This is a genomic window from Nonomuraea sp. NPDC049269 (genome assembly GCF_043197155.1).
In the GTDB taxonomy this organism is placed as follows: domain Bacteria; phylum Actinomycetota; class Actinomycetes; order Streptosporangiales; family Streptosporangiaceae; genus Nonomuraea.
Genome location: NZ_JBICSO010000014.1, coordinates 118,662 through 137,169, shown reverse-complemented (window position 1 = coordinate 137,169; position 18,508 = coordinate 118,662). Strand labels below are relative to the sequence as shown.

General features: G+C 70.9%; 17 protein-coding genes. 7 read left to right on the top strand and 10 right to left on the bottom strand.

What is annotated here, in order from left to right; genetic code table 11:
• Positions 1 to 16: 16 nt before the first annotated feature.
• From ACGFNP_RS56460 to ACGFNP_RS56440, 5 genes are read right to left on the bottom strand one after another with little or no spacing between them, the layout of a single operon-like run.
• A complete protein-coding gene (locus ACGFNP_RS56460) occupies positions 17 to 715 on the bottom strand; it encodes an HAD family hydrolase (protein ID WP_393332786.1) in 699 nt (232 codons plus the stop codon).
• Positions 705 to 1,781, bottom strand: coding sequence for an ABC transporter ATP-binding protein (locus ACGFNP_RS56455; RefSeq protein ID WP_393332783.1), 1,077 nt, complete (start codon positions 1,779 to 1,781; stop codon positions 705 to 707). The genes ACGFNP_RS56460 and ACGFNP_RS56455 overlap by 11 nt, the downstream gene beginning before the upstream one ends.
• Entirely contained in the window at positions 1,778 to 2,629 is an 852-nt protein-coding gene (locus ACGFNP_RS56450; RefSeq protein WP_393332781.1) for an ABC transporter permease, read from the bottom strand. Before ACGFNP_RS56450 ends, ACGFNP_RS56455 begins: the two co-directional genes overlap by 4 nt.
• Positions 2,617 to 3,435, bottom strand: a complete 819-nt coding sequence (locus ACGFNP_RS56445; protein ID WP_393332778.1) for an ABC transporter permease — start codon at positions 3,433 to 3,435, stop codon at positions 2,617 to 2,619. Before ACGFNP_RS56445 ends, ACGFNP_RS56450 begins: the two co-directional genes overlap by 13 nt.
• On the bottom strand, positions 3,432 to 4,472 hold the full coding sequence (locus ACGFNP_RS56440; RefSeq protein WP_393332775.1) for an ABC transporter substrate-binding protein: 1,041 nt from the start codon (positions 4,470 to 4,472) through the stop codon (positions 3,432 to 3,434). Before ACGFNP_RS56440 ends, ACGFNP_RS56445 begins: the two co-directional genes overlap by 4 nt.
• A gap of 223 nt (positions 4,473 to 4,695) precedes the next feature.
• On the opposite strand from ACGFNP_RS56440, the gene ACGFNP_RS56435 reads away from it, so the two are divergent.
• The 3 genes from ACGFNP_RS56435 (at position 4,696) to ACGFNP_RS56425 (ending at position 9,411) form a co-directional block, all read left to right on the top strand.
• Positions 4,696 to 5,442, top strand: coding sequence for a GntR family transcriptional regulator (locus tag ACGFNP_RS56435; RefSeq protein ID WP_393332772.1), 747 nt, complete (start codon positions 4,696 to 4,698; stop codon positions 5,440 to 5,442).
• A 79-nt stretch (positions 5,443 to 5,521) separates the two neighbouring features.
• Positions 5,522 to 5,788 carry a DUF6504 family protein gene (locus ACGFNP_RS56430; RefSeq protein ID WP_219537547.1) on the top strand — a complete coding sequence of 89 codons (267 nt, stop codon included), beginning with the start codon at positions 5,522 to 5,524 and terminating at the stop codon, positions 5,786 to 5,788.
• On the top strand, positions 5,788 to 9,411 hold the full coding sequence (locus ACGFNP_RS56425) for a DNA polymerase III subunit alpha (protein ID WP_358332917.1): 3,624 nt from the start codon (positions 5,788 to 5,790) through the stop codon (positions 9,409 to 9,411). The genes ACGFNP_RS56430 and ACGFNP_RS56425 overlap by 1 nt, the downstream gene beginning before the upstream one ends.
• 134 nt (positions 9,412 to 9,545) lie before the next feature.
• Here the strand turns inward: ACGFNP_RS56425 and ACGFNP_RS56420 are convergent, their stop codons facing one another.
• Complete coding sequence (locus ACGFNP_RS56420) at positions 9,546 to 10,157, bottom strand: DUF4328 domain-containing protein (RefSeq protein WP_358332625.1); 612 nt, start codon at positions 10,155 to 10,157, stop codon at positions 9,546 to 9,548.
• A 154-nt stretch (positions 10,158 to 10,311) separates the two neighbouring features.
• The gene (locus ACGFNP_RS56415) at positions 10,312 to 10,962 is read right to left on the bottom strand and encodes a response regulator transcription factor (protein WP_358332622.1); all 651 of its coding nucleotides are present in this window, start codon (positions 10,960 to 10,962) and stop codon (positions 10,312 to 10,314) included.
• Between the two features lie 90 nt (positions 10,963 to 11,052).
• Here ACGFNP_RS56415 and ACGFNP_RS56410 point away from each other — a divergent pair, with 90 nt between their 5' ends.
• Positions 11,053 to 11,730 (top strand): ABC transporter ATP-binding protein, encoded by a 678-nt coding sequence (locus ACGFNP_RS56410; protein WP_358332619.1) that lies wholly within the window; start codon positions 11,053 to 11,055, stop codon positions 11,728 to 11,730.
• The gene (locus ACGFNP_RS56405; protein ID WP_393332767.1) at positions 11,727 to 13,661 is read left to right on the top strand and encodes an FtsX-like permease family protein; all 1,935 of its coding nucleotides are present in this window, start codon (positions 11,727 to 11,729) and stop codon (positions 13,659 to 13,661) included. The genes ACGFNP_RS56410 and ACGFNP_RS56405 overlap by 4 nt, the downstream gene beginning before the upstream one ends.
• Positions 13,662 to 13,663: 2 nt before the next feature.
• On the opposite strand, the gene ACGFNP_RS56400 is transcribed toward ACGFNP_RS56405, so the two are convergent.
• On the bottom strand, positions 13,664 to 14,665 hold the full coding sequence (locus tag ACGFNP_RS56400) for an LLM class F420-dependent oxidoreductase (protein ID WP_393332764.1): 1,002 nt from the start codon (positions 14,663 to 14,665) through the stop codon (positions 13,664 to 13,666).
• Positions 14,666 to 14,746: 81 nt separating this feature from the next.
• On the opposite strand from ACGFNP_RS56400, the gene ACGFNP_RS56395 reads away from it, so the two are divergent.
• Entirely contained in the window at positions 14,747 to 16,189 is a 1,443-nt protein-coding gene (locus tag ACGFNP_RS56395; protein ID WP_358332611.1) for a sulfatase, read from the top strand.
• Here the strand turns inward: ACGFNP_RS56395 and ACGFNP_RS56390 are convergent.
• Positions 16,178 to 16,906, bottom strand: coding sequence for a helix-turn-helix domain-containing protein (locus ACGFNP_RS56390; protein WP_358332608.1), 729 nt, complete (start codon positions 16,904 to 16,906; stop codon positions 16,178 to 16,180). The two genes, ACGFNP_RS56395 and ACGFNP_RS56390, sit on opposite strands and share 12 nt — an antisense overlap.
• A 51-nt stretch (positions 16,907 to 16,957) precedes the next feature.
• On the opposite strand from ACGFNP_RS56390, the gene ACGFNP_RS56385 reads away from it, so the two are divergent.
• The gene (locus ACGFNP_RS56385; protein ID WP_358332605.1) at positions 16,958 to 17,800 is read left to right on the top strand and encodes an NAD(P)H-binding protein; all 843 of its coding nucleotides are present in this window, start codon (positions 16,958 to 16,960) and stop codon (positions 17,798 to 17,800) included.
• Here ACGFNP_RS56385 and ACGFNP_RS56380 read toward each other — a convergent pair.
• Positions 17,793 to 18,482 (bottom strand): FCD domain-containing protein, encoded by a 690-nt coding sequence (locus ACGFNP_RS56380; protein WP_358332602.1) that lies wholly within the window; start codon positions 18,480 to 18,482, stop codon positions 17,793 to 17,795. The two genes, ACGFNP_RS56385 and ACGFNP_RS56380, sit on opposite strands and share 8 nt — an antisense overlap.
• Positions 18,483 to 18,508 lie beyond the last annotated feature (26 nt).

The following is an 18,508-nucleotide window of genomic DNA, read 5'->3' as shown; positions in this document are numbered from 1 at the left end:
TTTCCCGCCCAACGCGTCAAGGCTTGAAAACGCGCAGTGAGTGCAAGCTGGGCAGCCCCCGGCCGGTGTCGATCGCCATGACGTGGCAGCCGGCGGCGGTGGCGGCGGCGATTCCGGTGGGGCTGTCCTCGATCGCGACGCAGCGTCGTGGGTCCACGCCGAGCTGGGTCGTGGCCTTCAGGTACGGGTCCGGGTGCGGCTTGCCGCGGGTGGTGTCGTCGGCCGTCACGATCAGGGCGAAGTGGTGGTCGAGGCGGGGCAGGACCAGGTGGACGATGCTCCGCGGTGAGGCGCTGACCAGGGCGGTCGGGATGCCTTCCGCGTGGAGTTCGCCGAGGAGGTCCAGGGCGCCGGGGATCAGCGGTACGCCTCCGGGCTGCTCGGCGATGCGGGCGGCGAAGGCGTCGATGAGCTGCCGGGCGATGTCGGGCAGGGCGGCGGCGTGGGGTTCGGCGGTGGACAGCAAGAGGGCCGCCACGTCCTCGGCCGCGCGGCCGAGGACGTTCAGGGTGTCGGCGGGGCCCAGCTCGACGCCGAGAGTCCGCGCCACCGAGGTCGCGGCCTGCCACCAGAACCCCTCGGTGTCCACCAGCGTGCCGTCCATGTCGAACAGGACGGCCTGCGGCACCTCCCAAATCGGCGCCCCCGATGACGACGGCTCCGGTGACGACGGCTCCGGTGACGACGGCTCCGGTGACGACGGATCAGACGGCATCGGCAGGTTCCGTGGCGGGGGAGGGGGCCGTGACCGTTCTTTCGGCCACCAGTACGGGCCGCTCCACCAGGCGGACCGTCACCCGGGTGCCGGGTGCCAGCCGTACCGCCTCGTGACCGGGTACGTCGGCCACGACCTCACCCCCCGACAGGGCGACCCGGAGCCGGACGGAGGCGCCCCGGAAGGAGGCGGCGATCACTTCCGCCTTGCCCTCCGGCGCCGGGGTAACCCGCACGGCCTCGGGGCGGATCAGCACGTCCACCTCCAGGGTGCCGGGGGCCGAGCCGTCGACGGGCAGGAGTTGGCCCAGCACCGTCACCTGGTCGCCGGAGACGTGCCCGGCCAGGTGGTTCATGGTGCCAACGAACTCGGCCACGAACGGGGTGGCCGGACGGTCGTAGACCTCGGCGGGCGGCCCGCACTGTTCCAGGCGGCCGTTGCGCAGGACGGCGACCCGGTCGGCGATCGACAGGGCCTCCTCCTGGTCGTGGGTGACGAAGATGGTGGTGATGCCGAGATCGAGCTGGAGGCGGCGGATCTCCTCGCGCAGCGACACCCGTACCTTGGCGTCGAGTGCCGACAGCGGCTCGTCGAGCAGCAGCACCCGGGGCTCCAGCGCGAGCGCGCGGGCCAGGGCGACGCGCTGCTGCTGGCCGCCGGAGAGCTGGTGCGGGAAGCGGTCGGCGTGGGCGGGGAGACCGACGAGTTCGAGGAGTTCGTCCGCCTTGGCGCGTCTGGTGGCCACGGGGACCTTGCGTACGCGCAGGCCGAAGGCGACGTTGTCGCGGGCGTTCAGGTTCGGGAAGAGGGAGTAGGACTGGAAGACCATGCCCGCGTCGCGCTTGTTGGCGGGCATGTCGGTGATGTCCGAGCCGTCGATGAGCACGGCGCCGGAGTCCGGCCGCTCGAACCCGGCCACGCACCGCAGCGCCGTCGTCTTGCCGCAGCCGGAGGGCCCCAGCAAGGCGACGAACTCGCCCGGCGCGATCGTCAGGTCGAAGCCGTCCAGCGCCACCGTCTTGCCGAACACCCGCCGCAGCCCCCGGAACTCCACCTGAGCCGTCATTTCCGAACCTTTCCCGAGAACGCGGTGGACACCGCGAGCAGCAGCAGCCAGATGAGCAGCAGGCTGAGGATCGACACCGCGACCGACAGTTGCCCCTTGGACCCGGAGATCGTCACGATCCACACCGCGAACGGCTGGTAGCCCAGCAGCCTGGCCACGGTGAACTCGCCCAGCACCAGCGCGAGCGTCAGGAACGACGCGCTGGCCAGAGCCGAGCGCAGATTGGGGATGATCACCCTGAACAGCACGTGCGGCCACGACGCGCCCAGGTTGCGGGCCGCCTCGACGAGCGTACGCACGTCCATGGTGCGCAGCCCGGCGTCGAGCGAGCGGTAGACGAACGGCAGCACCAGCACCACGTACGCGAACACGAGCACGATGGGGAAGACCGGGTCCTGCACCGCGATCAGCGTCGCCCAGAACGGCGTCGGGGCCAGCACGTCGGTCCCGGTACGCAACGAGGTGGTGAGCCCCGCCACGAACGTGATCGGCGGCACCACCAGCGGCAGCGTGCAGAGCACCTCCATCACGGGCCGCAGCCGCGGCGCGCTGAGCCGTACGGCCAGCATCGCCGGCAGCGTGAGCAGCAGGACCAGCACGATCGTCGCGACGGCCAGCGACATGGACAGCAGCAACGACGACCCGAACCCCTCGGCCGTCAGGAGCTGGCCGTAGGCCGCGAAGGACACCCCGGTCGTGGGGGTGTAGATCGTGTACCAGAGCGAGGCCCCGAGCGGGATCAGGAAGTACGCGGCGGCCAGCAGGAACACCACCCCGCGCCACACCCGGGGCCGGGCAGGCGCCGGCGCGGGAGCGGTCACCGGCTCCAGTCCGGTCAGCGCAGCCATCGGGTGCTCCTCTTCTGCAGCGGCAGGTAGATCGCCATGACCAGCCCGGCCACCACGATCATGTCGAGGCTGAGCGCGAGCGCGATGTTCTCGTAGCCGATCAGCACGTCACCCGTGAGCGCGCTGGCGATCTTCAAGGTCACCAGCGGCACCACGGTCCCGACCATGGCGTTGGCCGTCGCGAAGGCCGCGAACGCGCTGCCGAACAGCAGCACCACCCCGCCGAGCATGGATGGCGTGAGCACCGGCAGCCCGATGAAGCGCCAGAACTGCCAGGCCGTCGCGCCGTTGTTGGCCGCCGCCTCCCGCCACTGCGGCCGCAGCCCGTCCAGCGCGGGCGCCATGACCAGCACCATCAGCGGGACCGAGAAGTACAGGTAGACGATCACCAGGCCCCAGAACGTGTACAGCGCGCCGGACGGCAGCCCGAGCAGGCCGCTGATCACGCCGGAGTTGCCGAGCGTGGCGATCCAGAAGAAGGCCAGCGGCACGCCGCCGAAGTTGGCCAGCACACCGGAGGCCGTCAGCACCGCCTCACGCAGCAGGGCGAACCGGGAGGTCACCACCGCCTGGGCGAGGAACGTGCCGAGCACGGCCCCGAGCAGCGCCACCACGGCCGAGAGCTTGACGCTGCCGGCCATCGCGGTGAGGTAGCCGCCCTGGAGGCTCTGACCGAGGTTGGCCAAGCTCGGCTCGCCGTTCGCGGTGAACGCCCCCGCCACCAGCGCGATGGCGGGGATGCCGAAGACCAGCGCGAAGAAGACGAGCAGGGGCAGCGCGCCGAGCCACCCCTTGGCGCGGGTCATCCCGAGATCGCCGCGTCCCAGCCGCTGGCCAGCTTGGCCTTGGCCGCGTCCACCTGCTCGGGGGTGGGGAACGTGGGCGTGCCCTCGACCTTGGGCAGCGCGTCGGCGGCGGCCTTGTCGACCGAGCCGTCGGTGGTCATGACCGGCAGGAGCACCGGCCTGGCGAAGCCCTTGAGGTAGAGGTTCTGGCCCTCGGCGCTGTAGAGGTACTCCTGCCAGAGGCGGGCGGCGGCCGGGTGGGGAGCGTCCTTGTTGACGGCCTGGGCGTACATCTGGAAGTACTTGCCGTCGGCAGGCACGTTCACCTTCCAGTCGAGGCCCTTGGCCGTCATCTCGGACACGTAGGCGGCGTTGTTGTAGTCCCAGTCGATGCTGATCTGGGTCTCGCCCTTCTCGATCGTCGCCGGCGTGGTCTCGACCGGGTTGTAGTTGCCCGCGGCCTTCAGCTTCTTGAAGAACTCGATGCCCGGCTGGATGTCGTCGAACGAGCCACCGCTCGCGATCGACGCGGCGTAGACGCCGGCGAAGGCCGAGCCGGACTTGGTCGGGTTGCCGTTCATCGCGACCTTGCCCTTGTACTCGGGCTTGAGCAGGTCGGCGAAGCTGGCCGGGCAGGTGCTGATCTTCTTGGCGTCGCAGCCGATCGACACGTAGCCGCCGTAGTCGTTCGTCCAGAGCCCGGTCGGCTCCTTCTGGCCCTCGGGAACCTTGTCGAACGCCTGCACCTTGTAGGGCGCGAACAGGCCCTCCTTGGCACCGCTGATCGCGAACGACTGGCCGAGGTCGAGCACGTCGGGCGCGCGGTCCTGGCCCTTGCGGGTCTTCACCGCGGTGATCTCGTCGGCGCTGGCCGCGTCGGGGTCCTCGCTCTCGACCTTGATCCCGTACTTGGCGGTGAATCCCTTGATGATCTCGCCATAGTTGGCCCAGTCGGGCGGCAGCGCGATGACGTGGAGGTCGCCCTCCTTCTTCGCCGCCTCGACGAGTTTGTCCAGGCCGCCGAAATCTGCGGCGGAGGTGGCGGTCTTCGCGTTCACCCCGCCTTCTGACGCCTTGGTCTGCTGAGTGCCTGGGGCGGCGCCGCACGCCGCCGTGGCTACGGTAAGGGCTGCGATGACGCCTGCCACACGGGCGCGAGGTGTGAACACGTCGCCTCCACTCTCCGAGGGGTGTGGGAAGAATTTACGGGAACTTGTACAAACAAGCCAGCATTAGTAGGCCGCATGAAGATTGCTCTTTCATGAATACGAAGGGTCGCGGATGGTTGCGCGTTATGAACGGATCGCCGATGCGCTGCGTGATGACATCCTCGCTGGCCTGCATCCGGTCGGCTCGCAGCTCCCCACGGAGGCGGAGTTGGCCGCCCGCTATCTCGCCGCCCGCGGCACGGTACGCCAGGCGGTAGCGGTGCTGGTCGCCGAGGGGTTGGTCGGTTCTCGGCAGGGGGCCAGGCGCATCGTGCTGGGCAAGGCGCGCAGTCAGAGCTTCGCCGAGTTGCACAGCTTCGCCCAGTGGGCGCGCGCCAACGGCTACCGCTTCGGCGGCCAGGTGATCACCCAGGGTCGCCGGGCGGCGAGCCCCGCCGAGGCCGCCAGACTCGGCACCGACGAGGTGCTCGACGTGCTCCGGCTGCGCACACTGGAGGGCGATCCCGTCCTGCTGGAGCGCACGGTGTACGCGGAGTGGGTGGCCACCGCCGTCGAAGAGCTCGCGCCCGGCTGCGAGTCGGTCACCGAGGCGCTGTACGACTCGATCGGGCTGGTCTTCGCCTATGGCGAGCACCTCATCGACGCCGTCTCCGCGGGCGCCCGGGACGCCCGTCTCCTGGGGGTACGGCGCGGCAGCCCGCTGCTGCGCCAGCGCCGCATCACCACCACGCACGAGGGCCGGCCGGTGGAGTGGTCCGACGACCGCTACCGGGCGGGCAGCGTGGTCTTCAGCATCCGCAACTCGATCGACGCCAACCCTCTGGTGCGGCAGGCGGGCGACTTGCGTTTCGGGGCCTGAGAACATATGTTCGAGTCATAAGCGCCCGCCTTCCCCCGGGTGGCTCAGCATAGGCACGAGAGCCGCGGGGAGAAGCGACTTGAGCAGACTCTATGGCGATCCGATAGAGGTGTGGACGAGGGACGGGGAGCCGACCCAGTTCGTCTGGCGCGATCGTCTCTATCTCGTCCGCCGGGTCCTCGACCACTGGGTGGTGGCCCGGGAGTGGTGGAAGACCGACGAGAACGATCCCGGTGAGCGGCAGTTCTGGCGGGTGGAGGCCAGTCCCGGGCGCGAGGTCGGTTCCTACGAGCTGCGGTTCGACACCGCCAGTGGCGGGTGGCTGCTCCTGCGGGCGTGGGACTGATGGCCCCGCCGTTCCCCCACCTGAACGTGAGCTCCGCGTACTCCATGCGCTACGGCACCGCCTTCCCGCGGGCGCTGGTGCACCGGGCGGCCGAGGACGGGATGGACATCCTCGCGCTGACCGACCGCGACGGGCTCTACGGCGCGATCAAGCACGCCCAGGCGTGCGCGGAGGCCCGGATCTCCTCGGTGTTCGGGGTCAACTTCGCGCTCGCGGGCTCCGGGGCGCGCGGGAAGACCGGGCCGGGCGCCCGGGACCAGAGCGGTCTGGGCGCCCGGGGCCGGGTCAAGACCGGGCCGGGGGCCCAGGACCGGGTCACGGTGCTGGCCAGGGCGGGCGGCTGGTCCCAGTTGGTGCGGCTGGTCACGGCCGCCCACTACGCGGGCGAGCGCGGCGCGCCCGAGGTGACGCGCGAGCTGATCGGCTCCCTGGACGCGGGCGGGCTGTCGGTGCTGCTCGGACCCCGTTCCGACGTGGGCCGCGCGGTGGCCGAGCGGCGTGACGAGCACGCCCGGGTGCTGCTCGACCTGTGGCTGGCCACCGTGCCCGGCGTGGTGATCGAGCTGGTCGACCAGTACGGCTTCCGCGACGCCACCACCGCCGTACGGATGCTCGCCCTGGCCGAGTCCCGGGGCGTACCGGCCGTGCTCACCAATGCCGTCAGATACCTGGATCCCGCCGACCACCAGGTCGGCGACGTGCTCGACGCGGCGCGGCAGCTCGTCCCGCTGCACCCGCGCCACCTGGAGCGCACCACCTCGCACGCCTACCTCAAGGGCACCAAGGAGATGTGGCAGGTGGCGGCCAAGATCTGCGGGACCGACCTCAATCGCGTCGGCCGCCTCCTGCACGCCACCCGCACGCTGGCCGAGGCGTGCGCGATCGACCCGGTCGATCTGCTCGCGCTGAAGCACGACCCGCCGAACCTGCACCTGCCCGAGATCGGCCGTGACCCGGTGCCGCTGCTGCGCCACCGCGTCGAGGACGGGCTGATCTCGCGCGGGCTGGATCGCGCCGGCGACGCCAGGGAGCGCCTGCGGGCCGAGATGGACATCATCGAGCGGAAACGCCTGTCCGGATATTTCATAGCTGTGGCTGGCATCACCGACATGATCCGCGGCATGGGCATCCGCTGCGCGATCCGCGGCTCGGGGGCGGGCAGCCTGGTCAACTACCTCATCGGCATCGGCGAGGTGAACCCCCTCGAACACGGCCTGCTCATGGAGCGCTTCCTGTCGGACGGGCGCGTCGGGCTGCCCGACATCGACGTGGACGTGGAGTCCGCGCGCCGGCTCGACTGCTATAAGGCCATCTTCGACAGGTACGGCGAGTCGCGGGTGGCCTGCGTCTCGATGATGGAGACCTACCGGGCACGCAGCGCGATCCGGGACGTGGCGGGGGCCATGGGGCTGCCGCCGCACGAGATCGACGCGATCGCCAAGGCGTTCCCGCACATCAGGGCCAAGCAGATCACCGCGTCGCTGAACGACCTGCCCGAGCTGCGCGACAGCCGGCTCGGCGAGGCCGGGCTGGAGCGGGTGTTCCGGCTGGCGGAGAGGCTCGACGGGCTGCCCAGGCACATCGCGCTGCACCCGTGCGGGGTCCTCATCGGCAACGCGGAGCTGCGCGACAGGACGCCGGTGGAGCGGAGCCTGCTGGAGTTCCCGATGTCGCAGTTCGACAAGGACGACGTGGAGGAGTCCGGGCTGCTCAAGCTCGACGTGCTGGGCGTGCGGATGCAGTCGGCGATGGCCTACACGCTGAGCGAGATCGAGCGGGTGGACGACGTCGTGGTCGAGCTCGACAAGCAGCACGGATCGGAGCCCGGCGTCGAGTACGTGCCCCACGACGACCAGGCCACCTACGACATGATCTGCGCCAGCCGTACGCTCGGCTGCTTCCAGATCGAGTCGCCCGGCCAGCGCGAGCTGGTCGCCAAGCTGGAGCCGCGCAAGATGCACGACCTGATCGTGGACATCTCGCTGTTCCGGCCGGGACCGGTGAACTCCGACATGGTCACCCCCTATCTGGAGGCCAGGCACGGGTGGCGCGAGCCGTACTATCCGCACGAGCGGCTGCGCGGCGCGCTGAAGGAGACGCACGGCGTCGTGGTCTTCCACGAGCAGGTGCTCAGGATCATCGAGGTGATGACGGGCCGCGACCTGTCGCACGCCGAGACGCTGCGCCGCACGCTGGCCTCGCCGGAGGGGCGCGAGCGGGTGCGCAAGCACTTCGTGCCGCTGGCCAAGTCGAACGGGTTCGGCGACGCGGCCGTGGACAAGGCGTGGAAGGTGCTCGACGCGTTCGGCGCGTTCGGGTTCTGCAAGGCGCACGCGGCGGCGTTCGCGCTGCCCACGTACCAGTCGGCCTGGCTCAAGCGGCACCACGCGGCCGCGTTCTTCGCCGGGGTGCTCACGCACGAGCCCGGCATGTACCCGCAACGCGTGATCATCGACGAGGCGCGGCAGTGCGGGGTGGAGATCCTGCCGCTCGACGTGAACAGATCGGGCAAGGACTGGCGCGTGGAACGGCTCGGTCCCCGGGTGCGCCTCAGGATCGAGCCCGGTGGCTTCAAGGCCGGGGAGATCGGAAAGGGGTACGCGCTGCGCGTGCCGTTCTCCGCGATCAAGGGGGTGAGCGAGGCGGAGGTGGGGCGCATGGTGGCGGGCCAGCCGTACACCTCGCTCGCGGACTTCTGGGACCGGGCCCGCCCGTCGCGGCCCGTCATCGAGCGGATCGTCCAGGTGGGCGGCCTCGACGACCTGCACGACCTGCACCCGGGCGGGGCCCGCTGGCGTCCGGGGCGGCTGACCCGCCGCGACCTGATCGCCCAGGTCGGCGTCCTCGACCGGACCTCCGCCTCGGGCGTCAAACCGGCCACCACGAAGTCCAGGCGCTACACCCCGGCGCGTCTGGACGCCGTGCCCGCGGCGAGGCCCGAGGAAGCGGCCGTGCAGCTCCCGCTGGGTTTCACCGAGCACATCGCGCCCGGCGAGCTGCCCGAGATGACCGAGACCGAGATGGTGGAGGCCGAGCTGGAGATCCTGGGCATCGACATCAGCCGCCACGTCATCAGCTTCCACGACGAGCTGCTCGACGCGATCGGGGTGGTGCGCTCGGCGGAGCTGCTGTCCCAGCGCAATGGGGCCGAGGTGCTGGTCGCGGGGGTCAAGGTGGCCACGCAGACGCCGGCCGTACGGTCGGGGCAGCGCGTCATCTTCACCACGCTGGACGACTCGACGGGGCCGATCGACCTGACGTTCTTCGAGTCGGTGCAGGGGCGGTGCGCGGCGACGGTGTTCGGGTCGTGGCTCATGGTGGCGAGGGGGGTGGTCCGGCGCACGGGGCGCCGGGCGATCTCGATGCGCGCGGTGGACTGCTGGAACCTGGTCGATCTCGACGCTCTGTGGCGATCGAGCGGGATCGAGGCGGTCAGAGCGATGCTCGCCCGGACCCCACTCGCGTCGATTCCAGAGGAGTCGGCGGGGGTCGGCGGCCGGCGCATCGAATACGCCAACGGCTACAGCCTCTCCCCCTACGCGGACTTGGGGCCGGTGGTTGCTCCTCCCACCCGCCGTCTCTGGCATGCCAGTCAGGGGAGTTCGGGGCCTAGTGCGGCGTGATTTTTTACGCTTTTACGGCACAGCCGCCCCCACCGCCACCCGCCGACCGTGGCCAGGGGCCTCCAGGAAGACGCCCGCTGACCGGCACGTGGCCGGTCGCCGTTACGGCGTTTTCTTGGCCGTCTCCGGGGTCATCAACCCGTCTGCTCAAGCGGAGCAGGCTCCGTGGGTGGTGGGGTGGGGAGTTGGGTCACGGTGCCCGCGGTGCGGAGGCGGGCACGGCCCCGGCTGCGGGAAGCGCACTGGATGTTGGTGATGTCGCGGACCGTGGCCGCGCACAGCAGGGCGGAGACCATCGCGCAGGTGAGCTCCGGGAGGCCGATGCCGGTCAGGCCGTCCGAGTGGCCCAGGGGGAGGCGGGTGGTCACCAGGGTGAGGGTGGCGAGCCAGGACAGCCACCAGGCGGTCAGCAGGGCGAGCCAGCGGCGCCGGTCGTGCGGTGGGCCGGTGCCGCGCCAGACCTCGTCCACCAGGAGGAGGGGCGCGATCAGGTTGACGCCGGGGATCAGCCAGGCGGCGGCCACCGGGCCCGCGGGGGCCGAGCGGTCGTTGGCCTGTCTGGCGCGGACGAGCCAGGTGACGTAGGCCGCGGCAGCGGCCATCGCCGTCCCCGCGACCAGCATCATCAGCACGGCGAACACCGTCACGGCCCCGACCACCGCGTCGGCGTCGGCGCCGTGCGGACGGCCGCCGAACGCCGCGAGCTGGGTGGCGAGGCGGCGGCCACGGCTGTGTTCGAAGATCACGAGAGCGCCCAGGGAGAGGACCTGTGCGGCAAGTGTTACGTAGACGACAGAAGCTGCCCTAGTGGGCGGTGCCTGGGCGTAGCGCACGTTGTTCTCCCCCCGGGCCATGCGCTGAGGTTCTGCTTCACTTCTATCCCGCCAGGTCACTTGTTAATCAGCTCACGACACCGGATTCCCACGCCCAAGCTGCGATTTCCACCCGATTACGGACACGGAGCTTTCCTTGGATGCTCCCCAAATGGGTCTTTACCGTCGAAAGTGATACAAACAGCTCGCCGGCCACTTCCTGGTTCGTGCGGCCCCTCGCCACCAGGCGTACGACGTCGAGTTCGCGGTCGGTCAGCGGGTCGTTCAGCGGGGCGGCGACGCGGAGCTTGGGCTGGGCCAGGTGCTGCAGCAGCCGTACCGTCACCGAGGGCGACACCAGCGAGTCGCCGCCCGCCGCCGCCTTGACCGCCTCGATCAGCAGCGTGGGCCCGCTGTCCTTGAGCAGGAAGCCGAGGGCCCCCGCGCGCAGCGCTCCGTAGACGTACTCGTCCAGGTCGAAGGTGGTGACGATGACGATGCGCATGGGGTTCTCGACGCCGGGGCCGGCCAGGGCGCGGGTCACCTCGATGCCGTCCAGCTTGGGCATGCGGATGTCGAGCAGGCAGACGTCCGGCCGGAGCCGCCTCGCCTCGGATACCGCCTCCGCGCCGTCGGCGACCGCCGCCACGACCTCCATGTCCGGTTGCGCATCTAAGATCATCTGAAATCCGGTACGGACAAGTTGTTGATCGTCGGCGATGAGTACGCGAATAGTCACGGCGACAACTCTAGGATCAGCCGTTCGGCCGAGGGGGACAGGACGTCCGGCCGATCCGCCCGGCCCCTGTCCGGCGAGAGGCTCGACGCCATGAACGATGTGCTTGTTGGACGGGCCCTGGCCAAGCGGTTCGGGCAGACGGTCGCCCTGGCCGGAGTGGACCTCGCGGTCCGTGCCGGGGAGGCCGTGGCGATCATGGGCCCGAGCGGCTCCGGCAAATCAACCCTGCTGCACTGCCTGGCCGGCATCATGAAGCCCGACTCGGGCGAGGTGCACCTGCTCGGCCAGCGCATCGACAACCTGCGCGAGCGCGACCGCAGCGCGCTGCGCCGCACCCGCTTCGGCTTCGTCTTCCAGTTCGGCCAGCTCCTGCCCGAGCTGCCCGCCGAGGAGAACGTGGCCCTCCCGCTGATGCTCGGCGACGTGCCGAGGCCACAGGCGGTACAGCAGGCCCGCGACTGGTTCGGCCCTCTCGGCCTGCACGGCATGGAGACCCGGCGCCCCGGCGAGCTGTCCGGCGGCCAGGCGCAGCGCGTCGCCATCGCCAGGGCGCTGGTCAGCAAGCCCGCGGTGGTCTTCGCCGACGAGCCGACCGGCGCGCTCGACCAGACGACCGGCCAGGAGACGATGCGGCTGCTGGTCGAGGCGACCAAGCACAACGGCGCCTGCCTGATCGTGGTGACCCACGACCCCAACGTGGCCGGCTGGTGCGACCGCACGGTCGAGGTCCGCGACGGCCACCTGCTCGCCGGCGGGGTGCGCGCGTGAACCTCGACCTGACCTGGCGGCTGCTCAAAGGCGGTGGCCGCAAGGGCCTGCTGGGCACCTGGCTGACCCTGGGCGCCGTCGCCGTGTCCACGGCGCTGCTGCTGTTCGCGGTGGCCGCCAACTTCGCCTTCGGGGCCAGGGCCGACCGGAGCGCCTGGCGCAACCCGGTCGCGACCAAGGGCACGGCCGTGGCGATCGAGGCGGCCCGGCACGACTACGTACGCGATAAGGAGATCACCATCATCGACCTGGCGGCGCTCGGCGCGGACGCGCCCGCGCCGCCCGGCATGGCCCGCTTCCCCGCGCCCGGCGAGGTCTGGCTCTCCCCGGCGCTGAAGGAGCTGGCCGGGCAGTTGCCCGCCGAGCAGCTCGCCGCCCGCTTCCCGAACCCCAAGGGCGTGCTCGGCGAGGAGGCGCTGATCTACCCGGGCGAGCTCGTCGCGGTCGTCGGCCACAAGCCGGACGCGCCCGAGCTGACCAGGCCGAGGAGCGACGACTGGATCGTCGGCTACAGCCCGGTGAAGGTGGCGAGCCTGGCGGGGGAGCCGATGGACGACGCAGAGGCCTACCAGGTGCTGGCGCTCATCGCCAGCGTGCTCATGGTCGTGCCGCTGCTCGTGTTCGGGGGCGCGGCGGCCCGGCTCACCGTGGCCAGGAGGGACCAGCGCCTGGCCACGCTCAGGCTGGTCGGCGCGACGCCCGGCCAGGTGGTCGGGATGACCGTGGCCGAGGCGGTGATCGTGGCCTTCGCGGGGGCGGTCACGGGCACGCTCGCCTACGCCCTGGCGGCGCCTCTGCTGGCCGGGATCCAGATCGGCGGCGGGCCGTGGTTCGTCTCCGACCTGTGGCCGAGCCCGCTGGTCCTGGGCGGGCTGCTGGTCGCGGTCCCGCTGCTGGTGGGGCTGTCGGCCGTGGTGGGGCTGCGGCGGGTCGTCGTCAGCCCGCTCGGGGTGGCCAAGCGGGAGACGCCACCCGCGATGCGCTTCATCAGGGTCGTCGTCCTGCTCGCGGTGCTCGCCGCCGTTCCGTTCCTGAGCCGGGGCAACGCCGTGGGCCCCATCGCGGTGGTGATCGGCCTGGCGTTCCTCTGCGTCAATCTGGTCGGCCCGTGGGTGGTCGGCATCATCGGGCGCGTCACAGCCGGGCGGGCCAGGCGGCCGGCGCGGCTGCTGGCGGGCCGCCGGCTGGTGGACGATCCGCGTTCGGCGTGGCGCACGGTGAGCGGGGTGGCCATGACCGGCTTCGTCGCCGGGTTCCTCTGCCTGCTCAGCCCAGGCGCTCTCAGCGGCTCCGCCACCACGGGTCAGCTCCAGGTGGCCGTCCCGGCGGATCAGACGGCCACCGTGGCCGAGCAGGCGCGCACCCGGCTGAAGGCGGCGGGGATCACGGCCACGGTGAAACCGGCGAAGAAGCTCGTCGCCGTCGCGCTCGGCACCTCGGCCGACGCCGCGACCGTCGACCGGGCCCGTACGGCCCTCGCCGGGCTCGTTCCCGGGCACACGCCCACCACGGAGGCCGACGACGACCACTTCGGCGTCCAGATCCTGGCCGACGTCCGCGCGGGCACGGTGGTCGTGCTGTCGGTGTCGTTCCTGGTGGCCATCGCCAGTGCCGGGATCACCGCCGCCTCCTCGATCCTCGACCGCCGCCAGACGTACGGGCTGCTGCGCCTGGCGGGCACGCCGCTGGAGGTGCTCGACAAGGCGCGCAGGGCCGAGACGCTCATCCCGCTCACCGTGATGGGTGGCGGCGCGATCCTGGTCGGCGCGTTCTGCGCCTCGCCGTTCATGATCGGCGCGGTGAACGCGACCGGGGTGATCACACTGGTCGTCTGCGTCGGGCTCGGGTTCGCCGGGGTGATCGCGGCGGGGGCGCTGAGCAGGCCCTTGCTCCAATCGGTCACCACCGACCCGGCCCCGCGCCCCGACTAGCGTCAGTTCAGTACGAGGTCGCGGATGATCGTCAGTGACCGCTCGTCACGGGGCCCCATCACGAGCAGGCTGGTGACCGGGCTCTGACGCCAGAGTTCGAGGCGTTCCTTGATCCGTCCGGGCGGGCCGACGAGCGAGATGCCGTCGGCCAGCTCATCCGGGATCGCCTGGAACGCCTCGTCCTTCTTCCCGGCCAGATAGAGCGCCTGGATGCGCTCGGCGGCCTCGGCGAAGCCCATCCGGCCGATGATGTCGGCGTGGAAGTTGCGGTGCTTGGCGCCCATGCCGCCGATGTAGAGCGTGAGCATCATCTTCACGCCGTCGAGCGCGGCCCGTACGTCGTCGGAGATCACCACCATGACCATGGCCGCGACGTCGAAGCCGGGCGCGGCGCCCGACAGCGCCTCGCCGTACATCTCCTCGATCTTGGAGGGGAAGGCGAACAGCGGGAGCCAGCCCTGACCGAGCTCGGCGGCCAGGGCCACGTTCTTGGGCCCCTCCGCGCCGAGATAGAGGGGGATGTCGGGCCGCAGCGGGTGGGTGATGAGCTTGAGCGGCTTGCCGAGCCCGTCCGGCAGGGGGAGCGGGTAATGCGCTCCGTCGCTGGTCACCGGCTCCTCGCGGCGCCACACCTGGCGCATGATGTCGACGTACTCGCGGGTCCTGGTCAGCGGCTTGGCGAACGGCTGGCCGTACCAGCCCTCGACCACCTGGGGTCCCGAGGCGCCGATGCCGAGCAGCAGCCGCCCGCCCGTGAGGTGGTCGAGCGTCATCGCGGTCATCGCCGTGGTGACCGGCGGCCGGGCCGACATCTGGGCGATCGACGTGCCGAGCTTGATGCGCGAGGTACGCGCGCCGTACCAGGCCAGGGGGGTGAAGACGTCGCTGCCGTACGCCTCGGCGGTCCATATCGAGTCGTAGCCGAGCCGTTCGGCCGTCAGGACCGTTTCGGTCGCGTCGTCCGCGTTGCGCTGCCAGTAGCCGAGCTGCAAGCCGAGCTTCATGTGACACCTCCGGAATTAAGTTCTATTACGGCTGTCGAGGTGCCGGGTGTCAATGCATGATCTTTCGGGGAAATTAGCTGCGTGGTTAACGTGCTGTGTCGCCTCGCCTGCGTTCTGCTGCTGCTGTCAGCGGCGGTGGCGCCGATGATGCGGCCGGCGGTGGCCTCCGGGGCTGCCCGGCCGAACATCGTCTTCGTGGTGGCGGACGACCTGGAGAACGGGACGCTCCCGTACTTTCCCGCGATAACCCAGCAGTTGGTGCAGCAGGGCGCCTCGTTCGAGCGGTTCTTCGTGACGAACTCCTGGTGCTGCCCGTCGCGCACGTCGATCCTGCGTTCCCAGTACGTCCACAGCCATGGGGTGTGGACCAACACCGCACCCGAAGGCGGCTTCGACCGCTTCCACACTCTGGGCTTGGAACGTTCCACGATCGGGACCTGGATGCAGCAGGCCGGCTACCGCACGGGGCTCATGGGCAAGTTCCTCAACCACTATCCGGGCACCACCGCCGCCGAGACGTACGTGCCGCCCGGCTGGCACGAGTGGGACGTGCCCGTACGCGACCTGTACCAGGAGTACGGCTACCGCCTCAACGAGAACGGGAAGCTGGTGGACCACGGCTGGGGCGAGGAGGACTACCTGGAGGACGTGCTGGCGGGCAAGGCCCGTGACTTCATCACCGCCGCCCAGCAGCCGTTCTTCCTGTACCTCGCCCCCATCGCGCCGCACAACCCGGCCAACCCCGCCATCCGGCACGTCGACGCGTTCCCCGACGCGCGGGCGCCGCGCACGCCGTCGTTCGACCAGCCGGACGTGTCGGAGGAGCCGGAGTGGCTGCGGTCGAGGCCGCCGTTCTCGCGCAAGGCCATCGAGGAGATCGACGAGCGCTACCGCAGGAGGCTGCGGGCCATGCTCGGCGTCGACGACCTCGTCAACTCGGTGATCACCACCCTTCGGAACACCGGCAAGCTCGACAACACCTACATCTTCTTCACCTCCGACAACGGCTTCCATCTCGGGACCCATCGCCTCCAGCAGGGCAAGACCACCCCGTTCGAGGAGTCCATCCACGTCCCGCTGGTGGTGCGCGGGCCGGGCATCGCGCCAGGCTCGACGATCAAGGAGTTGACGGCGACGGTGGACCTGGCGACCACCTTCGCCGCGCTCGGCGGGGCCACGGTGCCGCCGTTCGTCGAAGGGCGGTCGCTGGTGCCGCTGTTGCAGGGGCAGCACCCGTCGCCGTGGCGGCGGAACGTGCTGGTCGAGTTCAGCAGGCCGGCCGACGTGTCGTCGGCCGCGCAGACGCCGGTGCCCGCCTATGAGGCGTTGCGGACGGATATGTATACGTATGTGAGGTACTCGACCGGCGAGCTCCAGCTGTACGATCTCACCCGAGATCCGTACGAGCTGCACAACCTCGCGCGGCTCGCGGATCCGCAGCTCCTGCTGGGGCTCCAGGAACGGCTGTCGAGGATGCACGCCTGCTCGGGCGCCACCTGCCTGCAGGCCGACTCAGCCGGCTGAGCAGGCGTTGGGGACGGGCAGCCGGCCCGCACGGTAGGCGTTCGGCGGCACCCCCATCACCTCACGGAACTCCGCCGTCATGTGCGACTGGTCGTAGTAGCCCGCGTCGGCGGCCAGTGACGCCGCCTCCTCACGGCACACCCTGGCCAGCACGCCACGGACCCGGTCGATGCGGGCGAACCGCTTGGGCGGGACGCCTACGCCACCCGTGAACAGGTTGCGCAGGTGCCGCTCGCTCACCCCCAGCTCCCTGGCCACCTCGGTCACCGGGGGCCGCGCCGCTCCGGCCGAGAGCAGCGCCGCCGCCGCGCCCACCAGGCCGGCCCGGTCCAGGTCGGCGGACGGCTGCGCGGCGAGCCGGTCGCGGAAGGCCGCCTCCAGCCGTGTCATCACCCGCTCCGCCCAGTCCTCTCCCGTCACCAGGTCCGCCAGCTCGCCGGCCAGCCGGTCCGCTCGCGCCCCCCAAAGGTCCCGGAGGGGGATGATCTGATCCACGAGCTCGCTCATCGGCGCTCCGAGCAGGGGCCGGGCGGTCTCCGGGCGCAGTCGTACCGTGACGCAGTGCGGCACGTCCTTGGGCGCCAGGTAAGACGCCCGCGTGCGCGGCCCCAGCACGTACAGGCGCCCGTCCCCGTCGACCGTGCGGAAGGCCACCATCGGCGCGGTGTCGGGCTCCCGGACGTGGATCCGTCCGGCTCTCGGAAGTGCTGTGCTCATGTGCCGATTCTTCCTATAACCAGAGGGAGGTGCGCTGCCAGCCTCAAAGACATGATTCTGATCACCGGTGCCACGGGCACCATAGGCAGTCTGACCGCCCGCCTCCTCCTCGAGCGCGGTGAAGACGTCCGCTCCATGACCCGGGACCTCTCCCGCGCGCCCGGCGGCGAAGCCGTCCAGGCCGACTTCGAGGACCCGCGATCGCTGCGGCAGGCGTTCGAGGGCGTGTCGGCCGCCCTTCTGCTGACCGGATTCGGCCAGAAGCTGAAGGAACACGACCAGGCCATGATCGAGGCGGCCAGAGCGGCGGGCGTCAAGAAGGTGGTGAAGCTCTCGGCCGTCGGCACGGGCGACACCGACGACCCCGCCGACGTCAGATCGTGGCACGTGCCGGGCGAGGAGGCCATCAAGGCGAGCGGCATGTCATGGACCATGCTCCGCCCGGCCGGCTTCGCCTCCAACTCGCTGGGCTGGGCGGAAGCCGTCAAGGCGGGCGGTCCGATCCCCAACTTCACCGGCGACGGCGCGCAGCCCATCATCGATCCGCGCGACATCGCGGCCGTGGCGGTGGCCGCTCTCACCACGAGCGCGCACGACTCGCGGACCTACGAGCTCACGGGTCCGGAGCTGCTCAGCGTCCCCGCCCAGGTGGCGATCCTGGCCAAGGTGCTCGGCCGCCCGCTTGCGACCGTCGAGATCCCCATCCAGACGGCCAAGGAGCAGATGCTCGCCTCGGGCGCCGATCCCACCCTGGTCGAAGTCGCGGCCACGGGCTGGACCATGCTCAAGGAGGTGGGCTGGCCGCACGTCTCGGAGGACGTCCAGTCGGTGCTGGGCCGCCCGGCCGCCTCCTACGAGTCCTGGGTCCGGGACCACCGGGCCACTTTCAGCTAAGAGACGGGTACGCGTGGGCCAGGTGCTCGGCGACCGCGGTCGCGGCCTCCTCGGCATCGCCCGCCTGTACGGCCGTGAGAATGCGTTCGTGGTCGGCCCGTAGCACGGACGTGTCGCCGAGTCGCGTCACCGCCTCCACCGAGTAGCGCCGCATCGTGTCGCGCAGCGACCGCATGATGGCCGAGATCAGCCGGTTCCCCGACGCGTCCGCCAGCGCGCAGTGGAAGGCGGTGTCGTGCTCGACGAACTCCTCCGCCGACCGCGCCGCGTCCATGCCCGCCAGGGCGGCGGCGAGGCCGGAGGTGTCGGCCCCGGCCGTGGCCGCGTGTGTCGCCGCCCAGCGTTCGATCATCAGCCGGGTGTCGATCACCTCGCGCAGCTCCAGGCTGGCCAGTCCCAGATGCAGCCGGAGCAGGTCGGTGAGCGCCGTGTCGGGGCGGGACGTCAGCACCGCCCCGGCGTCCGGCCCCCGGCCCACCTGCGACGACACCACGCCGAGCGTCTCCAGCACGCGCATGGCCTCCCGCACCGACGAGCGGCTGACCCCCAGTTGCTCGGCCAGGCTGCGCTCGGCGGGCAGCCGGTCGCCGGCGGTGAGACCGTCTTCGGCGATGCGCCGTTCGATCTGTGCGAGTACGTCCTCGAATGTGCGAGTCCGCCGGACGGGACGCCAGTCGGTCACCACTGTCCCCCTGGGTGTGGATTCGA